The sequence below is a fragment of the Mycobacterium sp. 663a-19 genome (genome assembly GCF_035616495.1).
Taxonomy (GTDB): domain Bacteria; phylum Actinomycetota; class Actinomycetes; order Mycobacteriales; family Mycobacteriaceae; genus Mycobacterium.
Genome location: NZ_JAPJAV010000002.1, coordinates 445812 through 468601 on the forward strand (window position 1 = coordinate 445812; position 22790 = coordinate 468601).

Genomic DNA, 22790 nt, shown 5'->3' on the forward strand with positions numbered 1-22790 from the left:
GCGCCGTGACAAATCCGTGGACGGCCTCATCCAATTCACCGGAGCAGGGCGGACCGACTCGGCGAGACGCGACCTCGGCTCGCTACCAAAACCCGGATTCGGTATCGGGCACCTTACGCATCTCCGACATGGTCGCGCCGCGGAAAATTCCGCCGGGCGGGGGGTGGCGCAAATTCGTCTACCGGGCGTCTTTCCGTGCCATCAACTTTGGCGAATCGCCCGCCGAAAGGCATTATCGGGAATTGCAGGAGCGGATTCGCCGGCACATCCGTAAGCAGTACGTGATCGGGGTGGTCTCGGGCAAGGGCGGAGTCGGAAAGACCACCATGACCGCCTGCATCGGCGCGGTGTTCCGCGAATGCCGGCCCGAAAACGTGGTGGCCATCGACGCGGCCCCGGGCTTCGGGACGCTGGCCGGGCGGATCGACGAGAACCCGCCGGGCGATTACACGGCCGTACTCAACGACACCGATGTGCAGGGCTACGCGGATATTCGAGAACACTTGGGACAGAACAGCATCGGCCTCGACGTGCTGGCCGGCAACCGGGCGTCGGATCAGCCGCGGCCGCTGGTGGCTTCGATGTTCACCGGGGTGCTGGCCCGGCTGCGCCGCACCCACACCGTCATCGTGGTGGACACCTCCGACGACCTGGAGCATCCGGTGATGAAGGCGGTGCTCGACGCGTGCGACACGCTGGTTTTCGTCTCCGGCCTGACGGCCGACACCTCGCTGCCCGTGACCCGCGCGATCGACCTGTTGCGGTCGATGGGTTATCACGAGTTGGTGTCCCGCAGCATGGTCATCCTCAACGACAGCCGCGACAAATACGACGCGGAGGCGCGCGCCTACCTCACCGAGCGATTCGCGCAATCGGGCGCCACCGTCGAATTCATGCCGTACGACTCGTATCTCGCGAAGGGCGGGATCATCGACACGCAGCACGAGTTGAAGAAGAAGACCCGATTGCGGCTGTTCGAGATCACCGCGGCGTTGGCCGACAAATACATTCCAGACGCCGACAGGCCACACTAATGGCGAAGGTGTCGTTCCCGGCGCGCTGTGCGGTTGCGGTCGTCTGTGGAGAGCACCTCGTTTCGCAGGTGTACCCGGCGTCGGTGCCCATCGAGGTGTTCATCGACAACGTCGTCGAGCTGCTCAACGACGAGCTCAAGCGCCGCGGCCTGAACGGGCTCGAGCCCGGCGTCGGGTACGAGCTGCACAAGGCCAACGGCGTGCGGCTGGACGTCACCAAGACCCTCGACGAGCTCGGCGTCGAGGACGGCGCCACGCTGGCGCTGGTTCCCGCGGTGGACGGTGAGTCGTTCGAACCGCAATACGAATCGCTGTCCACCGGGCTGGCCCGCATGGGCAAGAGACTCTTCGAGCCGGTCACCGTCCGAACGGCGGCCCGCGTGGCGCTGGTCATCCTCGCGATGGTCTGCGCGACGGTGGTGGGACTGGCCCTGCGCCAACGCCTTTCGACCGACTCGTTGCTGCCCTGCATCGTGACCGGGGCGGCCGGTCTGCTCGCCGCCGGTGGCGCCGCCGCGGTGTGGCGCTGGTGGCCGGATCGCACCGACATGGTCGACGGGCTCGGCTGGCTCGCGCTGCCGCTGCTGTCGACGGGCGTCGCGTGCGGAGCGCCCGGGCGGCTGGGCTCCGCGCACGTGTTCATCGCGGCGCTGGCGGCCGCGGTGCTGACCTGCGGGATCGCGGCGGTGACGGGGCGCCACGCCAACGTGGCGGCGACGGCGGTGACGGTGTTCGTCCTCGGCGGGACGGCGGCCGCGGCGCGCATGTGGTGGCCGATTCCCGCCCAGTGGCTCGGGATGTGCACCCAGGTCGCGTTGCTGCTGCTGCTGACCATGGCGCCGACGATCGCGCTGTGGGTGGCGCGGATCCGGCCCCCGTACTTCGGGTCGATCACCGGGCGCGACCTGTTCCGGCGCAGCGCCGGACTGCCCGTCGACGCGGTGGCGCCGGTGGAAGAGGGGGCCGACGAGGAGGCGAACCCGGACACCACGCCGCGCGGTGAGCTGATCGCCGCGGCGGCGACCCGAGCGAACAACGTGCTGACCGGAATCTGCGTGGGCGCCGGGCTGACGCTGCCGGCCGCGGTGTGGGCCACGCTGATGCCGGGCCGCGGCAAGAGCGTGGCCGCCGCGGTGCTGGCGGGACTGTTCGTGGTGATCTTCATCAGCCGCGGCCGCGCGTTCGCCGACAAGCGGCAGGCCATCGCCCTGGTGTGCGGCGCCGCCGCCGCGATGTGCGTCGGCGTCGTCAAATACGTTGTGCACGAGCCCGCCTCGTCGCAGTACGCCGTGTTGTGGGGCGCCCTGGTGTTGGCCGCGTTCGGCGGCGCCGGCCTGCTGGCGGCGCTGCTGGTGCCGATCACCAGGTTCACCCCGCTGGTGCGGATGATCGCCGAGTGGGTGGAGATCGCCGCGATCATCGCGGCCCTGCCGCTGGCGGCGTGGATCGGCGGATTGTTCACCTGGGTGCGGATGCGATGACCGGTCTCGGGGCCGGCGGTGCTCGACGGGCCGGGGCGCGGCGCGCCGGTGCGGCCACGCTGGCGAGCCTGCTCGTCGCCGCGTTGGCGAGCCTTCCCGCGGCGCAGGCGATTCCGCCGCCCATCGTCGATCCCGGCAGGGTGCCGGCCGACGGGAAGCCGGGCCCGGATCAGCCGATGCGGCAGAGCTTCGCGTGCGCCCGCACGATCACCGTCGCCGACCCGAACGTCGCCCTGCCCGCGCCCGGGTTCACGATGCTCAACATCAGCAAGGCGTGGCAGTACTCGACCGGTAACGGGGTGCCGGTCGCCGTCATCGACACCGGCATCAACCCGAACCGTCGGCTGCCGGTCGTCGCCGGCGGCGACTACATCATGGGCGGCGACGGGCTGACGGACTGCGACGCGCACGGGAGCATCGTGGGTTCGGTGATCGGGGCTGCGCCGCAAGGCATTCCGATGCCCGCGCCGATGCCCAGCGCCCCGGCCTTCCCGCCACCGGCCGGGCCGCCGCCGACCGACGCGGGACCGCCACCCCCCGGCGGACCGCCGCCGCCGCCCGCGCCGCCGCCACCGCCCCCGCCGGTGACGATCACCCAGGTGGTCCCGGCGCCGCCCCCGCCGCCCCCGCCGCCCCCGGATGTGCCGTCGAACGGGCCGGGTGACCCGGCGCCGAACCAGCCCGACGATCCCGAGGTGCCGCCCCCGCCTCCGGGGGCGCCCGACGGAATCGTCGGCGTCGCGCCCCATGCGGTGATCATCTCCATCCGGCAGTCCTCGCGGGCCTACGAACCGGTCAACCCCGGTCCCGGCGGCCTGGAGGGACGCAAGAAGGCCGGCACCATCGCGTCGCTTGCCAGCGCCATCGTGCACGCCGCCAACATGGGCGCGAAGGTGATCAATGTCAGTGTGACGGCGTGTGTTTCGGCCGCCGATCCGTTGGATCAGGGCGCCATCGGCGCGGCGGTGTGGTACGCCGCGACCGTCAAGGACGCGGTGGTTGTCGCGGCGGCGGGGAATGACAGCGAGGACGACTGTGCGCAAAACCCGTCCTTCGATCCGCTGAGCGCGTCCGATCCCCGCGACTGGCACCAGGTCAAGACGGTGTCGTCGCCGTCGTGGTTCTCCGATTACGTGCTGTCGGTGGGTGCGGTGGACAACACGGGCGCACCGATCAGCAAGAGCCTGGCCGGGCCGTGGGTCGCCGCCGCGGCGCCCGGCGTGGGGATCATGGGGTTGTCCCCGGAGACGGGGGGACCGGCGAACGCCTACCCGCCGATCCGCCCGGGCGAGAAGAACATGCCGTTCTGGGGGACCAGCTTCTCGGCGGCCTACGTCAGCGGTGTGGCCGCACTGGTGCGCGCGAAATACCCCGCGCTGTCCGCACACCAGATCATCAACCGGATCCTGCAGACGGCGCACAATCCGCCGCGCGGGGTCGACAACCAGGTCGGCTACGGCGTGGTGGACCCGGTGGCCGCGCTGACCTTCGATGTGCCTGCGGGAGAACGACTTCCACCGGCCGCGCAGAGCCGGCTGGTCCATCCGGCGCCGCCGCCACCGCCGCCGGACCACCGCGCCCGCGACATGGCGTTGATATTCGCCGGTGTCGTAGCGGCCGCCATCGCGGTGGCGTCGCTGATCTTCCGGGCGCGGCGGGAGCGATGAGCGCCGCGACGAGGCTGACGATCATCGCCGGCATCTTCCTCACCGTCCTCGCCGGGTGGGCGGTCGGTGGATACGGCGGCGCCGCAGCCGGTTTGGTGCTCGGGACGGCGATCGGCGTCGTTCGCTGGCGGGGGCAGCCGGTGTGGTCGTGGCTGGCGCTGTGGTTGCGGCGCCGTCGGCCCATCGAGTGGACCGAGCCGCTCACGGTGGCCAACGACCGCGCCGGCGGCGGGGTTCGATACCAGGACGGCATCGCGGTGGCCGCGGTGCAACTGCTCGGGAAGCCGCACACCCCCACCCTGTTCACCGGGTCGACCTCGACCTACACCGAGAACGCCTTCGACATCACCGATCTCAAGCCGCTGCTGCAGCAGAGCCTCGGCCTGAGGATCGGTTCGCTCAGCGTGGTCAGTGCCGGGGCCCGGCGGCGCAGCACGGGCGACTACCCGCGCGTGTACGACACGCTGATCGGGACGCCGCCGTACGCTGGTCAGCGCGAGACCTGGCTGATCGTGCGGACGTCGGTCCTCGACAATGTGGAGGCGCTGCGGGCGCGGGCCTCGGTGGGCACCGCGACGCTCGCGGCCGCGCAGCGGATCTGTGCGGCCATGCGGCAGAAGGGAATCCGGGCGCGGGTCGCCACGGCCACCGACATCGTCGAGATGGAGCGGCGGCTGGGCCGGTCGGCGCTGGAGGTGTCCAATCGGCGCTGGCGATCGGTGCGCGGCGACAGCGGCTGGCTCACCACCTACTGGTACGCGCCGCGCGACATCACCGCGGAGAAGCTGGCCCACGTCTGGTCGGCGCGCGCCGACGGGATCATCCAGAACGTAACGCTTTTCGGCTCGGGAACAGTCACCGCCACCGTGACGGTGCGCACCGCGCAACAGCCGACCGCCCCGCTGAGCACGATGCTGCACACGTTGCCCGGGCAGCAGGCGCTGGCCATCGCCGCCAACCTGTGTGGTCCGCTGCCGGCGCTGCGCGGCGTGCGCCGGGGATCGCTGGACCGCCCGCTGGTGGTCCCGATCGGGCCGTCGGGCGTGCTGCTCGGCAAGGTCGCCGGGGGAAACCGGCTGCTGCTGCCGTTGGACGACGCGGGGGAGTTCAGCCGGGTGCACATCGCCGCGGAGGACGCGCTGGCCAAGCGGTTCATCATCCGCATGGCGGGTGCCGGCGAGCGGATCACGGTGCACACGCGAAACATGCAGCGGTGGGCCACCGTTCGCATGCCGGACATCGCGGTGAGCGACCAGGCGAAACCGGTGTCGGGCACGACGGTCAGCGTCGTCGACGGCACGCTCACGCCCGCCCCGCGGCCGAACACGCTGATCTCGGTCGGTGAGCCGGGCGAGCCGTACCGCGGGACCGCCAACGTGCTCATCACCCAGGTGGGCCCGGCGACGGTGGAGGTCCGGACCGACGGGCAGGTGCACACGGTGGAGGTGGAGTTGTTCCGCGCCGAGAACCGTTACGTATCGTCGGAACCGACGGTTTTGCGAAGCTCTGAGCTCGAAGCGGTGGATACTCAATGACCAGCAGCACCACGCCCGCCGCCGCGCGCAAGGTGTTCGATCAGGCGATGACGTTGCTCGACACCGACCCCGCGGGCGCCGAGGCGCGGTTCCGGGAGGCGACGGAGATCGACCCGTCGATGGCCGACGCCTGGCTGGGCCGCATCGCCGCGGGTGACGAATCGCTGTCGACCGTCCAGCAGCTCTACACCTACGGCGCCCGGCTGCACCGGGAGACCAACCGGCTCGGCGCGCGCCTGTCGGCGCCCATCAAAGCCGGCCCGTACCTGTCGATTTCGGTGACCGAGGCCTCGCACGCCGGCCTGGCGCTGGCCAGCGCGCTCATCGATGACCGGCAGTACGAGAAAGCCGAAGCGCTGCTGAAGGATTCGGCCCTGCTGGACAGCTGGGAGAACCACCAGTGGCAGCAGTACATCGAGGCCTACCTGATGTTCGCCACGCAACGCTGGCCGGACGTGATCGCGGTCGCGGCGGGGGTCCTGCCTCCGCAGGCCATCATCATGTCGGCGGTCACCGCGGCGACCTGCACCCTGGCCGCCCACGCCGCCGCTCATCTGGGGCAGGGGCGCGTCGCGCTGGAGTGGACCGACCGCGTCGAGCTGCGCAGCGGCTACGGCGGCCCGACGGAGGCCCGCCGCCAGCATCTCGAAACCGCCGTCACCGCAATTGATCCCAACGACTTCCCGTTGATCGCCGCCGACCTGGCGTATGTGCGGGGGATGGCGCATCGCCAACTCGGCGAGGAGAACAAGGCGCAGGTGTGGCTCTCGAAGGCGACCATCAACGGCGCGCTGATCGAGTCGGCCAAACAGGCGTTGGCCGACCCCGCGCTGCAGCTGGTGGTCACCGACGAGGAGGCCATCAGGAGCCGGACGAACAAGTGGGACGTGAGCACCGAGCTGTCCGAGCAGCAGCGCCAGGAGTCGGAGCACCAGGAGCGGCGCAGCGAACTGCTGCAGGAGGGACGCGCGCTGCTCGACAACCAGGTGGGGCTGGCCGAGGTCAAACGGGCGGTCGCCGAGCTGGAGGACCAGATCGAGGTTCGCGCGCTGCGCCTGGCCGCCGGGCTGCCGGTGGCCAACCAGACCAACCACATGCTGCTGGTCGGGCCGCCCGGCACCGGCAAGACCACCACCGCCGAGGCGCTTGGAAAGATCTACGCCGGGCTGGGCATCGTGCGGCATCCCGAGATCATCGAGGTCAAGCGGGCCGACTTCTGCGGGGAACACATCGGCGCGTCGGGTCCGAAGACCAACGAGCTGATCAGCCGGTCGCTGGGCCGCATCCTGTTCATGGACGAGTTCTACTCGCTGGTGGAGCGCCACCAGGACGGCCGGCCGGACATGATCGGCATGGAGGCCGTCAACCAGCTGCTGGTGGCGCTCGAGGTGCACCGCTTCGACTTCTGTTTCATCGGCGCGGGATACGAGCGCGAGGTCGACGAGTTCCTCACGGTGAACCCGGGTCTGGCGGGGCGGTTCAATCGCAAGCTGCGCTTCGAGTCCTACACGCCCGACGAGCTCGTCGAGATCGCGGTCCGCTACGGCAAGCCGCGCGCCACGGTGCTCGAGCCCGCCGCGGGCGAGGCGCTGAAGGCGGCGTGCGCGACCCTGCGCGCCTACCACGCGCCCAACGGCGAGCACGGCATCGACGTCATGCACAACGGACGGTTCGCCCGCAACGTCGTCGAACGCGCCGAGCGGTTGCGCGACTCGCGGGTGGCCGCCCAGCACCGCACCGACAAGGGCTCGGTGACCGTCGAGGACCTGCAGGCGTTACGCACCCAGGACGTGATCGCCGCGGTCAAGGACGCGTGCGCGGAAAAGCATGTGCCCATAGCGCTTTGAGCAACCTCGAGCCAGCTCAGGTCGGCTCGAACCGGAAGACGGCGAGCCGGCCCGCCAGCGCCTCGAATTCGTCGGGCGTGCCGTCGCGCACCATTCCCGAGCGCTTCGCGAACGCCACGCCGACGGGCACCTCGGTGGGGAAGGCGCGCAGCACCGGACGCGCCTCGTCGGCGTCGAGCTCGACGATTCTGACCCGCCGCGATCGCCGGCCCCGGGCGAGCGTGCCGGCGCCCGCGGCGCGGGCGTTGGCCGCCCAGTCGGCGCCGGGATAGCCGGCCACCACGTAGAGGCCGCCCCGAAACTCGAACGGCGTCATCGGGGTGCTGCGCGGCTGGCCCGATTTGCGGCCGGGCACGGTCAGCACCATCGCGGGACCCGTCGGTATCCCGAGGCGCTGCACCGCCATCATGAACTTGTTCATCGGCTTGAGGTAGCGCGGCGGGCGCGGTTGCGACATTTCAGAGCTCCTTTGTGTGCGGGGATCTACTTTTCGAACAGGTGGCGTTGCGCCGACACCCAGCGCGCGAACGGCGTCGCCGCCCGGCCCAGGACCTTCTCGACGTCATGGGTGACCAGGGCGGGCTTGTCGAGGGTCTCGGCGAGCATGGCCATGTAGGCGTCGGCGAACCCGGCGCCGAAACCCAGGCCGACGAACCGCTGCCGCACCGCCTCGGCCGGCATCTCCCGGTATTGCAGCCGGCGACCCAGGACCGCGCCGATGACGTTCACCAGCTCGGTGTTGGTGAAGGCCTGCGGGCCGGTCAGCGGCACCCGCTGGCCGACGAGGTCGTCGGTGAGCAGCGCCCGCGCTGCGACGGCCGCGATGTCGCTCTCGACGATCGGCGCCGTCGACGCCGCGGCGTACGGCCCGGCCACCACGTCGCCGGCGCGGATCTGCGCCGCCCACATGCCGGCGAAGTTCGTCGCAAAGACCGTGGGGCGCAGGCTCACCCACGCCAGTCCGGAGTCGACCGCGAGCTGCTCGACCTCCAAGTTGCGGTCGCCGCGGAAGCGCGACGGCTGCCGGGAGAAGTCGTCGTCGGCGTTGATGGCCGACAGCGCCACCAGCTTGCTGACCCCGGCGGCCACGCACTCGGCGACGACGGAGGCCAGCTCGGCGCCGAGCGCGCGGGAGTTGAGGAATACCGCCGACGCCCCCGCCAGCGCTTCGGCCGCCGATCGGACCGCCTCGACGGAAGGCGGGAAGGCGGCCGTCCCGGGTGAGCGGGTGACCGCCCGGACGCGTGCGCCCGCGGCGGCGAGTTCGGCGACCAGCGGCCGCCCGACGTTGCCGGTTGCCCCGGTTACGAGGATCGTCATGATGTGCTTCCCTTCCCGTGTCCTTCGACGTACACCAAGGACGGCGCGAAAGGTGGGAAAGTTACAACCGCAAACGCGTAACTTTTTGCGGCATCGGATCGTCGAAGGTTCATGGACCAGTCGGATGAACAGATCAGCGAGGCGTGGCGTCAGCACCGCCCGTATCTGATCAACCTCGGATACCAGATACTCGGCGACGTCGGCGACGCGGAAGACGTTGCGCAAGAGGCGTTTCTACGGCTGTCCCGTGCAGACCTGGATGAGATCGACGATGTCCGTGGCTGGCTGACCGTAGTCACCAGCCGGCTCTGCCTCGATCAGGTGCGTTCGGCTCGCGCGCGCTACGAACGGCCGGGTGAGGTCGACCAGCAGTTGTCGTCGGCGCAGCTTGATCCGGCCGACCGGGTCACCCTCGACGACGAGGTCCGCGCCGCGTTGCTGGAGGTCCTGCGCAGGCTCAGCCCCGGTGAGCGGGTCGCGTTCGTGCTGCACGACGTGTTCGGCGTCCCCTTCGACACGATCGCGGAAACGGTGGGCCGCCCCGTCGGCACCTGCCGCCAGCTGGCGCGGCGCGCGCGGGCCAAATTCGGCACGGCCCGACCGAAATTGGGCGAGGTGGCCTCCGCCGAGCACCAGCTCGTCACCGAAAGGTTCATCACCGCGTGCGCCAACGGCGACATCGCCGCGTTGACCGCGGTGCTGGACCCGACGGTCTGGGGGGTGGGCACGGTCCTCGCCGACCCGGCGCCGCCCCCGCAGGTCAACCACGGGCCGCACGCGGTGGCCACCAACCTGCTGCGCTACCTGGGGCCGGAAGTCACGCTGGTGAGCGGTCCGGCCGGGCAGCCGGTGCTGTTGGCGTTCGCGCAGCGCCGGCTCTTCGCCGCGATCGTGCTGACCATCCGGGGCCGCCTCGTCACGAAGATCGAAGCGATCGCCGACCCGTCGGCCCGGGCCGGAGCCGCCCCGCGGGCGTAGCGGCGCCCGGGGCTCAGCTCCCGTCCGTGTCCGGCCGGCGATCGCGACCGGGCCGCGCGGCGAAATATCCTGCGACCGTTGCGGTTACCTGCAAAAATTTGCGGCGCGTCGCCGAGGCCATCTCGTGGGTGACGTCGATGACGCCGCCGGGCCGCAGGTGGGGGTCGAAAGGCACCTCGACGACGGGCTGCCCGTGCTCGATGAACTCGCGCGCCAGCAATTCCCGGGTGCGCTTGTCGGCGTGGCCGTCGGAATCGTTGAGCACCACGATGGTGTGGCGCAACAGCTCCGCCATGCCCTGATCCGACAGCCATTGAATCGTCCTGGCGGCCGCGGAGGCGCCGTCGGCCCACGGCGACGAGACCACGATCAGCGCGTCCAGGTCGCGCAGCACCTCCTGGGTGACCGGCGAGTCCATGGTCGAGCCGCAGTCGATGACCGAGATGGTGAAATGGCGGTCCAGCCGCAACGCGGCCTCCCGGTAGATCGCGGGATCCAGCACCCGCCGCGGGCCGGACGCCGGTTCGCCGGCCAGCACGTGCAGCCCGGTGGAATTGCGGCCGACCCGCTCGATGACGTCGGTGAAGGAGCGCAGGTTGTTGTCCGACGTGATTTCCCAGAAGGAGGCCGTCGAGTGCGGGTCGATGCGGCTGCTCAGCCGGCCGAAGGCGGTGTCGGCGTCGATCGCCACCACGTGGTCCTGCGGGCGGAGCTCGGCGAGAAGCGATCCGACGCTGGCGGCGACCGACGTCTTCCCCACGCCGCCCTTGCCCACCACGCCGACCTTGTAGTTGCCGCGCAGCCCGGTCCGGATGGCCGCCTCGAACCGCGCCTCCTCGCGTTGCGCGGCCGACGGGCCCGGCTTGACCAGACCGAAGGTGACCAGGCGGAGGATGCGGCGCCAGCCGCGCTCGGGCAGCTCCGCCGTCACGGGGGCCGCGGGTGCGGTGGATCGCGGCGGCAACCGGGACGGCGCGGGCGGGCGCGGGGCCGATGGGGTCGACGGGGCCGACGGGGCCGGCGGGCGCGGCGCGGCGGGTCTCGACGGGGCCGGGGGGATGCCCGGGCGTGCCGCGGGGGCGGTGGGCCGGCCGGGCTGCAGGCGGTTCCGCAAGAATTCGTCGCGCTCGTTCATGGGCTCCTCGGTGCGATGCGAGCGATCGTCGCGTGTGCGGCCGACCACGGCGAACTCCCGAAAGTGATGAGGCCCGCGGTCCCGCCGCCGTCCAGTATCGCCTCCGGCGCCGCCTTGGACCCCATCAATTTCGCGCAAAGGCCACTCAGCGCCATTGTGCTGCGCAGGGCGGAACCGCAGCAAACTGCGGCCCGCGGCGATGTGGCGAGCGGCACGGCGCACCGGGGCGGGTGGCCGGCCGATCAGCCGCACCAAAACAGCATGTCGCGCCGGTGCCGGACGCCGCCCGCAGCGAATTTACGTTGCCGGTAGCCGCCAGGCTAGACTTAGGGAAGTTGGCATGTCAGGCGGTTTTTGTCATATCGTTTTACGACTTGTCGAGACCGGGTACTCGCCACCGTTCAGCGCAGCACGGACGATTCCCTGACCGGAACACTTCCGCCTGGGGGACAGCCTATCGACAAGACCGAAGGGGCTCAGCCCGCAACCTCCGGGTGCGGCCCCGTCGGAGCCGCAGACAACGGTCGTGCAGAAAGTTCTGGTGAAGGGTCAGGTGCGTATGACGCCCAAGCGCGTAGGGTTGTACAACCCCGCGTTCGAGCACGATTCGTGCGGGGTAGCCATGGTCGTCGACATGCACGGCCGCCGTAGCCGCGACATCGTGGACAAGGCGATCACCGCGCTGCTCAACCTCGAACACCGTGGCGCTCAGGGCGCCGAGCCGCGCAGCGGCGACGGCGCCGGCATCCTGATCCAGGTTCCCGACGCGTTCCTGCGCGAGGTCGTGGACTTCGAGCTGCCCGCGGCGGGCAGCTACGCGACCGGCATCGCGTTCCTGCCGCAGTCGTCCAAGGACGCCGCGGCCGCCTGCGCCGCGGTGGAGAAGATCGCCGAGTCCGAGGGCCTGCAGGTGCTGGGCTGGCGAAACGTGCCGACCGACGACTCGTCGCTGGGCGCGTTGTCCCGCGACGCGATGCCCACATTCCGGCAGGTGTTCATCGCGGGCGCCTCCGGCATGACGCTGGAGCGCCGCGCCTATGTCGTCCGCAAGCGCGCCGAGCACGAGCTCGGCACCAAGGGCCCGGGCCAGGACGGACCGGGCCGCGAAACCGTCTACTTCCCCAGCCTCTCGGGCCAGACGCTGGTCTACAAGGGCATGCTCACCACCCCGCAGCTCAAGGCGTTTTACCTTGACCTGCAGGACGATCGGCTGACCAGCGCCCTGGGTATCGTGCACTCCCGGTTCTCCACGAACACGTTCCCGTCGTGGCCGCTGGCCCACCCCTACCGTCGCATCGCGCACAACGGCGAGATCAACACCGTCACCGGCAACGAGAACTGGATGCGCGCCCGCGAGGCGCTGTTTCACACCGACATCTTCGGGTCCTACGACGACGTCGAGAAGCTGTTCCCGATCTGCACCCCGGGTGGCTCCGACACCGCCCGCTTCGACGAGGCGCTGGAGCTGCTGCACCTGGGTGGGCGCAGCCTGCCGCACGCGGTGCTGATGATGATCCCCGAGGCCTGGGAACGCAACGAGTCGATGGACCCGGCGCGGCGGGCGTTCTACCAGTACCACGCGTCGCTGATGGAGCCGTGGGACGGCCCGGCGTCGATGACCTTCACCGACGGCACCATCGTGGGCGCGGTGCTCGACCGCAACGGCCTGCGTCCGTCGCGGATCTGGGTGACCGACGACGGCCTGGTGGTCATGGCTTCCGAGGCCGGCGTGCTGGACCTGGACCCGTCGACGGTGGTGAAGCGGATGCGGCTGCAGCCGGGCCGGATGTTCCTGGTGGACACCAAGCAGGGCCGCATCGTCTCCGACGAGGAGATCAAGGCGGAGCTGGCCGCCGAGCACCCCTACCAGGAGTGGCTCGAGAAGGGCCTGGTCCCGATCGACAAGCTGCCGGCGGGCGAGTACGTGCGGATGCCGCACGAGCGACTTGTCCGGCGGCAGCAGACATTTGGCTACACCTACGAGGAACTCAACCTGTTGGTGGCGCCGATGGTCCGCACCGGCGCCGAGCCGATCGGATCGATGGGCACCGACACCCCGGTGGCGGTGTTGTCGCAGCGGCCGCGGATGCTCTACGACTACTTCCACCAGCTGTTCGCTCAGGTGACCAACCCGCCGCTGGACGCCATCCGCGAAGAGGTGGTGACCAGCCTGCAGGCCACCACCGGCGGGGAGCGCGACCTGCTCACCCCGACGGAGCTGTCCTGTCACCAGATCTGGCTGCCGCAGCCGATTCTGCGGAATTTCGAGCTAGCCAAGCTGGTCAACCTCAACCCCGAAGACGAAGTCAACGGACGGCCACACGGCCTGCGCTCCAAGGTGATTCGCTGCCTGTACCCGGTCGCCGAGGGCGGTGCGGGGCTGGCGGCCGCGCTGGACGAGGTGCGGGCCCGGGCCTCGGCGGCGATCGCCGACGGCGCGCGGGTCATCATCCTGTCCGACCGTGGGTCCGACGACACGATGGCGCCCATCCCGTCGCTGCTGGCGGTGTCGGCGGTGCACCACCACCTGGTGCGCGATCGCACCCGCACCCACGTAGGTCTGGTCGTGGAATCCGGTGACGCCCGCGAGGTTCACCACATGGCGATGCTGATCGGCTTCGGCGCCGCGGCGGTCAACCCGTACCTGGCCTTCGAGTCGATCGAGGACATGCTCGACCGCGGCGTCATCGAGGGCGGCACGAACGGGATCGACCGCAACACCGCGCTGAACAACTACATCAAGGCCGCCGGCAAGGGTGTGCTGAAAGTGATGTCCAAGATGGGCATTTCGACGCTGGCCTCCTACACCGGCGCGCAACTGTTCCAGGCGGTGGGCATCTCCGAGGACGTGCTCGACGAGTACTTCACCGGGCTGAGCTGCCCGACCGGCGGCATCACGCTGGACGACATCGCCGCCGACGTCGCCACCCGGCACCAGTTGGCGTACCTGGACCGGCCCGACGAGCGCGCCCACCGCGAGCTCGAGGTGGGCGGCGAGTACCAGTGGCGCCGCGAGGGTGAGTACCACCTGTTCAACCCGGAGACCGTGTTCAAGCTGCAGCACGCCACCCGCACCGGCCAGTACAAGATCTTCAAGGACTACACCCGCCTGGTCGACGACCAGAGCGAGCGGATGGCGTCGCTGCGCGGGTTGCTGAAGTTCCGTGCGGGCGTGCGCCCGCCGGTTCCGCTCGACGAGGTCGAGCCCGCCAGCGAGATCGTGAAGCGCTTCGCGACGGGCGCGATGAGCTACGGATCGATCTCCGCCGAGGCGCACGAGACGCTTGCCATCGCGATGAACCGCCTGGGCGGCCGCTCGAACTGCGGCGAGGGCGGCGAGGACGTGCGGCGTTTCGACCGCGACCCCAACGGCGATTGGCGCCGCAGCGCGATCAAGCAGGTCGCCTCGGCCAGGTTCGGTGTCACCTCGCACTACCTGACCAACTGCACCGACATCCAGATCAAGATGGCGCAGGGCGCCAAACCCGGTGAGGGAGGACAACTTCCGGGCCACAAGGTGTACCCGTGGGTCGCCGAGGTCCGGCACTCCACGCCCGGCGTCGGGCTGATCTCGCCGCCGCCGCACCACGACATCTACTCCATCGAGGATCTGGCGCAGCTGATCCACGACCTCAAGAACGCCAACCCCTCCGCGCGGGTGCACGTGAAGCTGGTCTCCGAGAACGGCGTCGGCACCGTGGCCGCGGGTGTGTCCAAGGCGCACGCCGACGTGGTGCTGATCTCGGGCCACGACGGCGGCACCGGCGCGACCCCGCTGACGTCGATGAAGCACGCCGGCGCGCCGTGGGAGCTGGGCCTGGCCGAGACGCAGCAGACGTTGCTGCTCAACGGTTTACGCGACCGCATCGTGGTCCAGGTCGACGGCCAGCTCAAGACCGGCCGCGACGTGATGATTGCCGCGCTGCTGGGCGCCGAGGAATTCGGCTTCTCCACGGCGCCGCTGGTGGTCGCCGGCTGCATCATGATGCGGGTGTGCCACCTCGACACCTGCCCGGTCGGCGTGGCCACCCAGAACCCGGTGCTGCGGGAGAGGTTCACCGGAAAGCCCGAATTCGTGGAGAACTTCTTCATGTTCATCGCCGAGGAAGTCCGGGAGTACATGGCGCAGTTGGGCTTCCGCACCTTCAACGAGGCCGTGGGGCAGGTGGGATCGCTCGACACCACGCTGGCCCGGGCGCATTGGAAGGCGCACCGGCTGGACCTGACGCCGGTGCTGCACGAGCCGGAGTCGGCGTTCATGAACCAGGACCTGTACTGCAGCTCGCGCCAGGATCACGGCCTGGACAAGGCGCTCGATCAGCAGCTGATCGTGATGAGCCGCGAGGCGCTGGATTCGGGCAAGCCGGTGCGGTTCTCCACCACCATCGGCAACGTCAACCGCACGGTCGGCACCATGCTCGGCCACGAGCTGACGAAAGCCTATGGCGGCCAAGGCCTGCCGGACGGGACCATCGACATCACCTTCGAGGGATCGGCGGGCAACAGCTTCGGCGCATTCGTGCCCCGGGGGATCACGCTGCGCGTCTACGGCGACGCCAACGACTACGTCGGCAAGGGCCTGTCGGGTGGCCGGATCGTGGTGCGGCCGTCCGACAACGCGCCGCCGGACTATGTCGCCGAGGACAACATCATCGGCGGCAACGTGATCCTGTTCGGGGCCACCAGCGGGGAGGCCTACCTGCGCGGCGTGGTCGGCGAACGGTTCGCGGTCCGCAACTCCGGCGCGCACGCGGTGGTGGAGGGCGTCGGCGATCACGGCTGCGAGTACATGACCGGAGGCAAGGTGGTCATCCTCGGCCGCACCGGCCGCAACTTCGCGGCGGGCATGTCCGGCGGTGTCGCCTACGTCTACGACCCGGACGGCGAATTCCCGCAGAACCTCAACGCCGAGATGGTCGAGCTCGAGAGCCTCGACGAGGACGACGTCGAGTACCTGCACGGCACGATCCAGGCGCACGTCGATGCCACGGATTCCGCCGTCGGGCAGCGGATTCTGGCCGACTGGCCCGGGCAGCAGCGGCATTTCGCCAAGGTGATGCCGCGGGACTACAAGCGGGTGCTGCAGGCCATCGCCGAAGCCGAGCGCGACGGCGTGGATGTCGACAAGGCGATCATGGCGGCCGCGCATGGCTGATCCGACCGGCTTCCTGAAATACACGCATCGGGAATTGCCGAAGCGCCGGCCTGTCCCGCTGCGGTTGCGGGACTGGAACGAGGTCTATGAAGACTTCGACGAGAAGACCCTGCGCGAGCAGGCAACCCGCTGCATGGACTGCGGTATTCCCTTCTGCCACAACGGATGTCCGCTAGGCAACCTGATCCCGGAGTGGAACGACCTGGTGCGCAGGGGCCGCTGGCGCGACGCGATCGAGCGGCTGCACGCCACCAACAACTTCCCCGACTTCACCGGCCGGTTGTGCCCGGCGCCGTGCGAGCCGGCGTGTGTGCTCGGCATCAACCAGGATCCGGTGACCATCAAGCAGATCGAGCTGGACATCATCGACCGGGCCTTCGAGGAAGGCTTCGTGGTGCCGCTGCCCCCGCACAAGCTGACCGGAAAGTCGGTCGCCGTGGTGGGCTCGGGCCCGGCGGGCCTGGCCGCCGCCCAGCAGCTGACGCGCGCCGGCCACAGTGTGACCGTCTTCGAGCGCGACGACCGCATCGGCGGGCTGCTGCGCTACGGCATCCCGGAATTCAAGATGGAAAAGCGTGTCCTGGACCGGCGGCTGGACCAGATGCGCGCCGAGGGAACCGAATTCAAGACCAGCGTCAACGTCGGGGTGGACATCACAGCCGAGCAGCTGCGCGCCGACTTCGACGCCGTGGTGCTGGCCGGCGGCGCCACCGCCTGGCGCGACCTGCCCGTCCCGGGACGCGAACTGGACGGCATCCACCAGGCGATGGAGTTCCTGCCCTGGGCCAACCGTGTGCAGGAGGGCGACGACGTCCTCGGTCCGGATGGCGAGCCGCCGATCACCGCCAAGGGCAAGAAGGTCGTCATCATCGGCGGCGGTGATACCGGAGCCGACTGCCTGGGCACCGTGCACCGGCAGGGCGCGGTCGCGGTGCACCAGTTCGAGATCATGCCGCGTCCGCCGGACGAACGCGCCGAATCCACCCCGTGGCCGACCTACCCGCTGATGTACCGGGTGTCGGCGGCGCACGAGGAGGGCGGCGAGCGGGTGTTCTCGGTCAACACCGAGGAGTTCGTCGGCAAGGACGGGCACGTCACCGCGCTCAAGGCGCACGAGGTGACGATGCAGGACGGCAAGTTCGTCAAGGTCGAGGGCTCCGATTTCGAACTCGAGGCCGACCTGGTGCTGCTGGCGATGGGATTCGTCGGCCCGGAGAAGGCCGGCCTGCTCACCGACCTCGGCGTCGAGTTCACCGAGCGCGGCAACGTCGCGCGCGGCGCCGACTTCGACACCTCGGTCCCCGGTGTGTTCGTTGCCGGCGACATGGGTCGCGGGCAGTCGCTGATCGTGTGGGCGATCGCCGAGGGCAGGGCCGCCGCGGCGGGCGCGGACCGGTATCTGATGGGTGCGACGGCGCTGCCGGCGCCCATCAAGCCGACGGCCGTGCCGCTTCAGTAAGCCACACCAGAAATCACACCAGCCACAATAGAAACACTGATATCAAATTTCGGCGTTTCTGCCCACGTTTGCCAGCGCACGGGTGTCTAATGGGCCGTTGTGGGCTTCGTCACAGGGGGAGTCCCGTGGAACGGACCGATCGCAGGAGTGATCACTGTGCATATCAACCCAGTACCTCGGTCGCGGATGGGGCGAATCGCCTGGTCATGGTTTCGTCACCCGATGAAGAGCCGCGAGTTTCCCGCCAAGCAAGAGCGTCTGGTCACCGCTGAAGAGCTGATGGCTTTCGGGGTGTAGCCGATCAGCGCTCGCATCCAGGGTTTGCCCGGCGCGTTTGCTCAGCGTTACCAAATCGTTATTGCGACCCGTCCCACAGTCCCGAATCCCGGATCGCGTCCGCCAACGGCTCCAGGACGGCGGGGTCGTGCGGCGGTGAGATGTACGCGATGCCGAGGTCGAGTCCTTCGGCGGCCAGCCCCGCGGCGTCCTCGATGACCTTCCCGAAGTTGCGGTCGGGCCCCAGGAACAGGTGCGCCGACAGGGTGATCTCCTTGGGATCGCGCCCGATGTCCGCGCAGCACGCGGCCAGCACGTCGCGCTTGCGCGCGAACTGCTCGGGCGTGCCGCCCGCGAAATTCCAGTGCTGGGCGTAGCGCGCCGTGATCGGGAGGGTGCGCTTCTCCCCGCTGCCCCCGATGCAGATGGGCGGGTGCGGGCGTTGCGGCCCTTTGGGTTCGTTGCGGGCGCCGTTGAGCTGGTAGTACTTGCCGGCGAAGTCGGTGGTGTGCTCGCTGAGCAGGCTGATCAGCACCGCGCAGGCCTCCTCGAACCGGTCGAAACGCTCCTTGACGGAGCCCAGCTCGATGCCGTAGGCGCCCGACTCCTCCTCGTTCCACCCGGCGCCGATCCCGAGTTCGAGGCGTCCGTCGGAGATGATGTCGAGCGCGGCCGCCATGTTGGCCAGCACGGCGGGGTGGCGGTAGTGAATGCCCGTGACGAGCGTGCCCAGCCGCAACCGCCCGGTGGCCTGCGCCAGCGCGGTCAGCGTCGTCCAGCCCTCCAGACAGGGACCGTCGCTGTCGGAGAAGATCGGATAGAAGTGGTCGAAGGTCCACCCGGACTCGTAGACGTCGATGTCGTCGGCGGCCCGCCACACGGCGAGCATGTCGGCCCAGGTGGTGTTTTGGGGTGAGGTCTTGAAAGCGAATCGCATATCCCCGACGTTAGCCGGGCTTTATTAAGGGCAACTAAACTCCTGACACCATGACGTGCGCGCTCGGAATCGACACCAAGGTCACCCTGCTGGCGGCCGGGCTGATCTTTCTGCTCGCGCTGGTTCTCGGCGTCTGGAAGTACCGGCAGATCATGGCCGCCGAGGACCACAGGGCCCATCCCTATGTCGACATCGCGCACCGGGCGGCGTTGCTCTATTCGTTCGCGACGCTGCTGCTCGCGGTGTTCGTCGAATTCAGCGCGTGGCCGGCCTGGGTCAACCTGACGGCGGCGATGGTCGTCGTGTTCTTCTTCCTCGCGGCCATCGCCAGCTACATCCACCACGGCGCGCGCCGCGACACCACCAACCAGTTCGAAAACGCCAACCGTCGGCTGCGGGTGGAGATGGCGGCGCTCATCGTCGGGGAGATCGGCGGCTTCGGCGTGATCCTCGCCGGGTTCGTCGCCGGGCAGTTCTCGTGACCCGGGCGGGCACACTGGAGTCATGGATCCGGTAATCGCGCTGCGGCGCATCGCCTATTACAAGGACCGGAGCCGCCAGGACCCCAAGCGCGTCATGGCCTACCGCAGGGCGGCCGACATCATCGAGGGCCTCGACGACGCCGCGCGGGAACGCCACGGGCAGGCCAACAGCTGGCAGACGCTGCCCGGCATCGGGCCCAAGACCGCGAAGGTCATCGCGCAGGCCTGGGCCGGCCGCGAACCCGACGCGCTGATCGAATTGCGCTCTGCCGCAACCGATCTCGGTGGTGGCGAGGTGCGTGCCGCGCTGCGCGGGGATCTGCACCTGCATTCCAACTGGTCCGACGGCTCGGCGCCCATCGAGGAGATGATGGCCACCGCGGCGGAGCTGGGCCACGAGTATTGCGCGTTGACCGACCATTCGCCGCGGCTGACGATCGCCAACGGGCTCTCGCCGGAGCGGCTGCGCGCCCAGCTGGACGTGATCGACAGGTTGCGCGACGAGTTCGCGCCGATGCGCATCCTCACCGGCATCGAGGTCGACATCCTTGAGGACGGCAGCCTGGACCAGGAGCCCGCGCTGCTGGAGCGCCTCGACGTGGTGGTGGCCAGCGTGCACTCGAAGCTGTCGATGGACGCCGACGCGATGACTCGGCGCATGGTGCGCGCCGTGTCCAACGGCCACGCCGACGTGCTCGGCCACTGCACCGGCCGGCTGGTCGCCGGGAACCGCGGGATCCGGCCCGAGTCGAAGTTCGACGCCGAGGCCGTGTTCACCGCCTGCCGCGATCACGGCACCGCCGTGGAGATCAACTCCCGCCCCGAACGCCGCGACCCGCCCACCCGGCTGCTGAACCTGGCGCTGGAGATCGGCTGCCTGTTCAGCATCGACACCGACGCGCACGCCCCCGGCCAGCTCGATTTCCTGGGCTACGGCGCCCAGCGCGCGCTGGGCGCCGGCGTGTCGGTGGACCGGATCGTCAACACCTGGCCGGCCGAGAAGCTCTTGGAGTGGACGGGTTCATAGGCTGCTCTGGACGGCGATGAGGCGCTCGGTGTGTGATCTGGACCATGACCTTTCACAGCGACACCGGCGCGCCGGGCGGCCCCGCGGTCCTCACGCCGGAGGTTCAGCGGGCGGTGTGGTTTCTGGGCGGACTGATCCGCATACGCGCCGGGGCAGATGCGACGGCCCGAAACCTGGCAGTGCTGGAACACCAGGGTGAGCGCGGCTACGGCAGTCCCGTGCACCGGCATCTGGCCGACGACGAAACCTTCTTTGTGATCGACGGCGAACTGCGCGTGGAGGTGAGCGGCGAGGCGCACGCCGTAGGGGCGGGAGCGGTCGCATTCCTGCCACGCCAGCTCCCGCATGGGTTCGTGGTCACCAGCCCGCAGGCCCGGTTCCTCACCCTGCACACGCCAGCGGGTTTCGACCGGTTCACGCTCGCCGCCGGATCACCGGTCACCGGCACGGTGATGGGCCCACCGGATGAGGTGCCGCCCGACCCCGCCGCTCTCGCCGAACTGGCCGCTTCCTATGGCATCGAGGTCGTCGGGCCGCCTCTCTCGCCATGAAAGACGTCGTCGAAACTCAGTCGGGCAGGTGCGGCATCTCCAGGCCGGTGTCGCGGCCGAGCAACACCGCGGGCGTCAGCGCGGACCGGCCGTAGCGACTGCGCACCCGGTCGATCGCGGCGTCGACCGCGAGTCGGCCTTCGCCCTCGCCGAACGGCAGCATCAGCTGCGGAGCGCCGGTGCGATCGATTCCCGACACCGCGAAGCCGACCAGTGTCAGCCCGCGCTCGGCGATCAGCGGGCCCGCCGCCGCGACCAGCCGCCGGGCGGCGGCCAGGATCGGCTGCGTCGACGACGTGGCCCACGGCAGCGTGTGCGACCGGGTCGCCCGGCCGAAGTCGTCGAACCGCAGCCGCAGCACCACCGTGCGACCGGTGCGCCCGGCGGCGCGCATCCGGGTGGTGATCCGGTCGATCAGGCCGACCACCACCGCGTCGACCTCGGCGGGGGACATGCGGTTGCCGGCCGCGCCCAGCGCCCGCTGGGCGCCCACCGACCGGCGGCGCGCCCCGGTGGTCACCCGACGGCGGTCGATATTGTGGGACAGCGCAAACAGTTGGCGGCCCATCGCGGCGCCGAGCAACGAGGCCAGCGTCGACTCGCTGAGCTCGGCGACGTCGGCGACGGTCGCGATGCCGTGCGCGGTCAGCTTGTCGGCGGTCACCGCGCCCACGCCCCACAGCCGGCGCACCGGCAGCGGGTGCAGGAAGGCCAGCTCGCGATCCGGCGGCACCAGCAGCAGCCCGTCGGGCTTGGCCTCCCGGCTGGCGACCTTGGCCAGGAACTTGGTCCGCGCGACCCCGACCGTGATGGGCAGTCCCACGCGATCGCCCACCTGGGTGCGCAGCCTGCGAGCGATCTGCAGCGGCGGGCCGGACACCCGGGTCAGGCCGCCGACGTCGAGGAACGCCTCGTCCACCGACACCGCCTCCACGATCGGTGTGACGTCGCGAAACACCTCGAAGACGGCGTCGCTGGCGCGGGTGTACGCGGTCATCCGCGGCGGCACCACGACGGCGTGCGGGCACAGCCGGCGCGCCTGCGACCCGCCCATCGCGGTGCGCACGCCGTAGGCCTTGGCCTCGTAGCTGGCGGCCAGCACGACGCCGCCGCCAACGATCACCGGGCGGCCACGCAGCGTCGGGTCGTCGCGCTGCTCCACGGACGCGTAGAACGAGTCGAGATCCGCGTGCAGGATGGACGCGTCACACCGCACGAACACATGTTCGCACGGGGTTACGACAGTCGGCCGGGCTCGCCGTAGATGCTGCTGACCCAGACGTGGGTGAGGGTGTCGACGACCCGGTCCGGGTCGACGGCCGGGGTCTCGGCGGACAGCGCGGCCATCATGGTGCGCTCGTTCATCTGGTTCAGCGAGGTCGCCAGGTCCGCGGCCGGGACGGTCTCCGGTGCGGCGCCGCGGGCCCGTTCGGCGGTGATCATGGCCGCCGTCTGATCGATCCACTTCTGCATGAACCCCGACCAGACGCTGCGCAACTCGGAACTGGTGGCCAGCGCCTCCCGGGCGGCGCGGCTCAGCGCTGGCTGCGAGGCGAACGCGGTGTAAAACGCCTTGATGCCGTGGCGCCATGCCCGGAGCGGGTCCGCGGGTAACCGCGCAATAGCGTCGTCGATCTCCGCGTCGGCACTCGCGATCACCGGCTCGAGCAGCGACAGCAGCACCGCCTCCTTGGACTTGAAATAGAAGTAGAAGGTGGGCCGCGACAGGCCGGCGCCCCTGGCCAGGTCGTCGACCGAGATGTCGGCGAACGAGCGCTCTTCGAGCAGCCGCGCGGCGGTCGCGAGGATGGCCTGCTCGCGGTCGTCGCCCGAGGGGCGGATGGAGCGGCGGCCGCGCAGGGCGCGGGTCGGGCTGGTCACGGCCGCTACTTTACACGGTGTTGAG

Annotated in this window: 17 protein-coding genes; 11 read left to right on the forward strand and 6 right to left on the reverse strand. The window is 70.0% G+C overall.

The genetic code is table 11. The features are described 5' to 3' along the window. The first annotated feature begins 5 nt into the window (after nt 1-5). Genes OQ968_RS06440 through eccA form a run of 5 tightly spaced genes read left to right on the forward strand, consistent with a single transcriptional unit; the run spans nt 6 to nt 7564 of the window. On the forward strand, nt 6-1034 hold the full coding sequence (locus tag OQ968_RS06440; protein ID WP_420715841.1) for a MinD/ParA family ATP-binding protein: 1029 nt from the start codon (nt 6-8) through the stop codon (nt 1032-1034). After that, entirely contained in the window at nt 1034-2515 is a 1482-nt protein-coding gene (gene eccD, locus OQ968_RS06445) for a type VII secretion integral membrane protein EccD (RefSeq protein ID WP_324675829.1), read from the forward strand. The genes OQ968_RS06440 and eccD overlap by 1 nt, the downstream gene beginning before the upstream one ends. Then, entirely contained in the window at nt 2512-4182 is a 1671-nt protein-coding gene (gene mycP, locus OQ968_RS06450; RefSeq protein WP_324675831.1) for a type VII secretion-associated serine protease mycosin, read from the forward strand. Before eccD ends, mycP begins: the two co-directional genes overlap by 4 nt. Beyond that, entirely contained in the window at nt 4179-5717 is a 1539-nt protein-coding gene (gene eccE / locus OQ968_RS06455; RefSeq protein WP_324675833.1) for a type VII secretion protein EccE, read from the forward strand. The genes mycP and eccE overlap by 4 nt, the downstream gene beginning before the upstream one ends. After that, nucleotides 5714-7564 (forward strand): type VII secretion AAA-ATPase EccA, encoded by a 1851-nt coding sequence (gene eccA / locus OQ968_RS06460; protein ID WP_324675835.1) that lies wholly within the window; start codon nt 5714-5716, stop codon nt 7562-7564. Before eccE ends, eccA begins: the two co-directional genes overlap by 4 nt. Before the next feature lie 16 nt (nt 7565-7580). On the opposite strand, the gene OQ968_RS06465 is transcribed toward eccA, so the two are convergent. Together OQ968_RS06465 and OQ968_RS06470 are read right to left on the reverse strand one after the other, a co-directional pair. Beyond that, on the reverse strand, nt 7581-8021 hold the full coding sequence (locus OQ968_RS06465; RefSeq protein ID WP_324675837.1) for a nitroreductase family deazaflavin-dependent oxidoreductase: 441 nt from the start codon (nt 8019-8021) through the stop codon (nt 7581-7583). A gap of 26 nt (nt 8022-8047) precedes the next feature. After that, on the reverse strand, nt 8048-8884 hold the full coding sequence (locus tag OQ968_RS06470) for an NAD(P)H-binding protein (protein ID WP_324675839.1): 837 nt from the start codon (nt 8882-8884) through the stop codon (nt 8048-8050). Nucleotides 8885-8995: 111 nt separating this feature from the next. On the opposite strand from OQ968_RS06470, the gene sigI reads away from it, so the two are divergent. Further along, nucleotides 8996-9862: an RNA polymerase sigma factor SigI gene (gene sigI / locus OQ968_RS06475; RefSeq protein ID WP_324675841.1), complete on the forward strand. Its 867-nt coding sequence runs from the start codon at nt 8996-8998 to the stop codon at nt 9860-9862. A gap of 13 nt (nt 9863-9875) precedes the next feature. On the opposite strand, the gene OQ968_RS06480 is transcribed toward sigI, so the two are convergent. Beyond that, nucleotides 9876-10997, reverse strand: coding sequence for a MinD/ParA family protein (locus tag OQ968_RS06480; RefSeq protein WP_324675968.1), 1122 nt, complete (start codon nt 10995-10997; stop codon nt 9876-9878). Nucleotides 10998-11556: 559 nt separating this feature from the next. Here OQ968_RS06480 and gltB point away from each other — a divergent pair. Together gltB and OQ968_RS06490 are read left to right on the forward strand one after the other, a co-directional pair. After that, nucleotides 11557-16152, forward strand: coding sequence for a glutamate synthase large subunit (gene gltB, locus OQ968_RS06485; RefSeq protein WP_324675843.1), 4596 nt, complete (start codon nt 11557-11559; stop codon nt 16150-16152). Further along, nucleotides 16145-17611, forward strand: a complete 1467-nt coding sequence (locus OQ968_RS06490) for a glutamate synthase subunit beta (protein ID WP_324675845.1) — start codon at nt 16145-16147, stop codon at nt 17609-17611. Before gltB ends, OQ968_RS06490 begins: the two co-directional genes overlap by 8 nt. Before the next feature lie 355 nt (nt 17612-17966). Here OQ968_RS06490 and OQ968_RS06495 read toward each other — a convergent pair whose 3' ends face one another. Continuing rightward, nucleotides 17967-18824: an LLM class F420-dependent oxidoreductase gene (locus tag OQ968_RS06495; protein ID WP_324675847.1), complete on the reverse strand. Its 858-nt coding sequence runs from the start codon at nt 18822-18824 to the stop codon at nt 17967-17969. 50 nt (nt 18825-18874) lie between these two features. Here OQ968_RS06495 and OQ968_RS06500 point away from each other — a divergent pair, with 50 nt between their 5' ends. From OQ968_RS06500 to OQ968_RS06510, 3 genes are read left to right on the forward strand one after another with little or no spacing between them, the layout of a single operon-like run. Then, complete coding sequence (locus tag OQ968_RS06500; RefSeq protein ID WP_324675848.1) at nt 18875-19306, forward strand: hypothetical protein; 432 nt, start codon at nt 18875-18877, stop codon at nt 19304-19306. 22 nt (nt 19307-19328) lie between these two features. Then, a complete protein-coding gene (locus tag OQ968_RS06505) occupies nt 19329-20333 on the forward strand; it encodes a PHP domain-containing protein (RefSeq protein ID WP_324675850.1) in 1005 nt (334 codons plus the stop codon). Between the two features lie 32 nt (nt 20334-20365). Continuing rightward, on the forward strand, nt 20366-20884 hold the full coding sequence (locus tag OQ968_RS06510; protein WP_324675852.1) for a cupin domain-containing protein: 519 nt from the start codon (nt 20366-20368) through the stop codon (nt 20882-20884). A 16-nt stretch (nt 20885-20900) separates the two neighbouring features. Here the strand turns inward: OQ968_RS06510 and dinB are convergent, their stop codons facing one another. Further along, nucleotides 20901-22106, reverse strand: a complete 1206-nt coding sequence (gene dinB / locus OQ968_RS06515; protein WP_324675854.1) for a DNA polymerase IV — start codon at nt 22104-22106, stop codon at nt 20901-20903. 14 nt (nt 22107-22120) lie between these two features. Next, complete coding sequence (locus OQ968_RS06520; RefSeq protein WP_324675856.1) at nt 22121-22765, reverse strand: TetR/AcrR family transcriptional regulator; 645 nt, start codon at nt 22763-22765, stop codon at nt 22121-22123. Nucleotides 22766-22790: the final 25 nt, after the last annotated feature.

Bases quoted from the DNA above. Each gene is read 5' to 3' on its own strand.
- eccD (WP_324675829.1), top strand. From the start codon at position 1,034: ATGGCGAAGGTGTCGTTCCCGGCGCGCTGTGCGGTTGCGGTCGTCTGT.
- mycP (WP_324675831.1), top strand. From the start codon at position 2,512: ATGACCGGTCTCGGGGCCGGCGGTGCTCGACGGGCCGGGGCGCGGCGC.
- eccE (WP_324675833.1), top strand. From the start codon at position 4,179: ATGAGCGCCGCGACGAGGCTGACGATCATCGCCGGCATCTTCCTCACC.
- eccA (WP_324675835.1), top strand. From the start codon at position 5,714: ATGACCAGCAGCACCACGCCCGCCGCCGCGCGCAAGGTGTTCGATCAG.
- OQ968_RS06465 (WP_324675837.1), bottom strand. From the start codon at position 8,021: ATGTCGCAACCGCGCCCGCCGCGCTACCTCAAGCCGATGAACAAGTTC.
- OQ968_RS06470 (WP_324675839.1), bottom strand. From the start codon at position 8,884: ATGACGATCCTCGTAACCGGGGCAACCGGCAACGTCGGGCGGCCGCTG.
- sigI (WP_324675841.1), top strand. From the start codon at position 8,996: ATGGACCAGTCGGATGAACAGATCAGCGAGGCGTGGCGTCAGCACCGC.
- OQ968_RS06480 (WP_324675968.1), bottom strand. From the start codon at position 10,997: ATGAACGAGCGCGACGAATTCTTGCGGAACCGCCTGCAGCCCGGCCGG.
- gltB (WP_324675843.1), top strand. From the start codon at position 11,557: ATGACGCCCAAGCGCGTAGGGTTGTACAACCCCGCGTTCGAGCACGAT.
- OQ968_RS06490 (WP_324675845.1), top strand. From the start codon at position 16,145: ATGGCTGATCCGACCGGCTTCCTGAAATACACGCATCGGGAATTGCCG.
- OQ968_RS06495 (WP_324675847.1), bottom strand. From the start codon at position 18,824: ATGCGATTCGCTTTCAAGACCTCACCCCAAAACACCACCTGGGCCGAC.
- OQ968_RS06500 (WP_324675848.1), top strand. From the start codon at position 18,875: ATGACGTGCGCGCTCGGAATCGACACCAAGGTCACCCTGCTGGCGGCC.
- OQ968_RS06505 (WP_324675850.1), top strand. From the start codon at position 19,329: ATGGATCCGGTAATCGCGCTGCGGCGCATCGCCTATTACAAGGACCGG.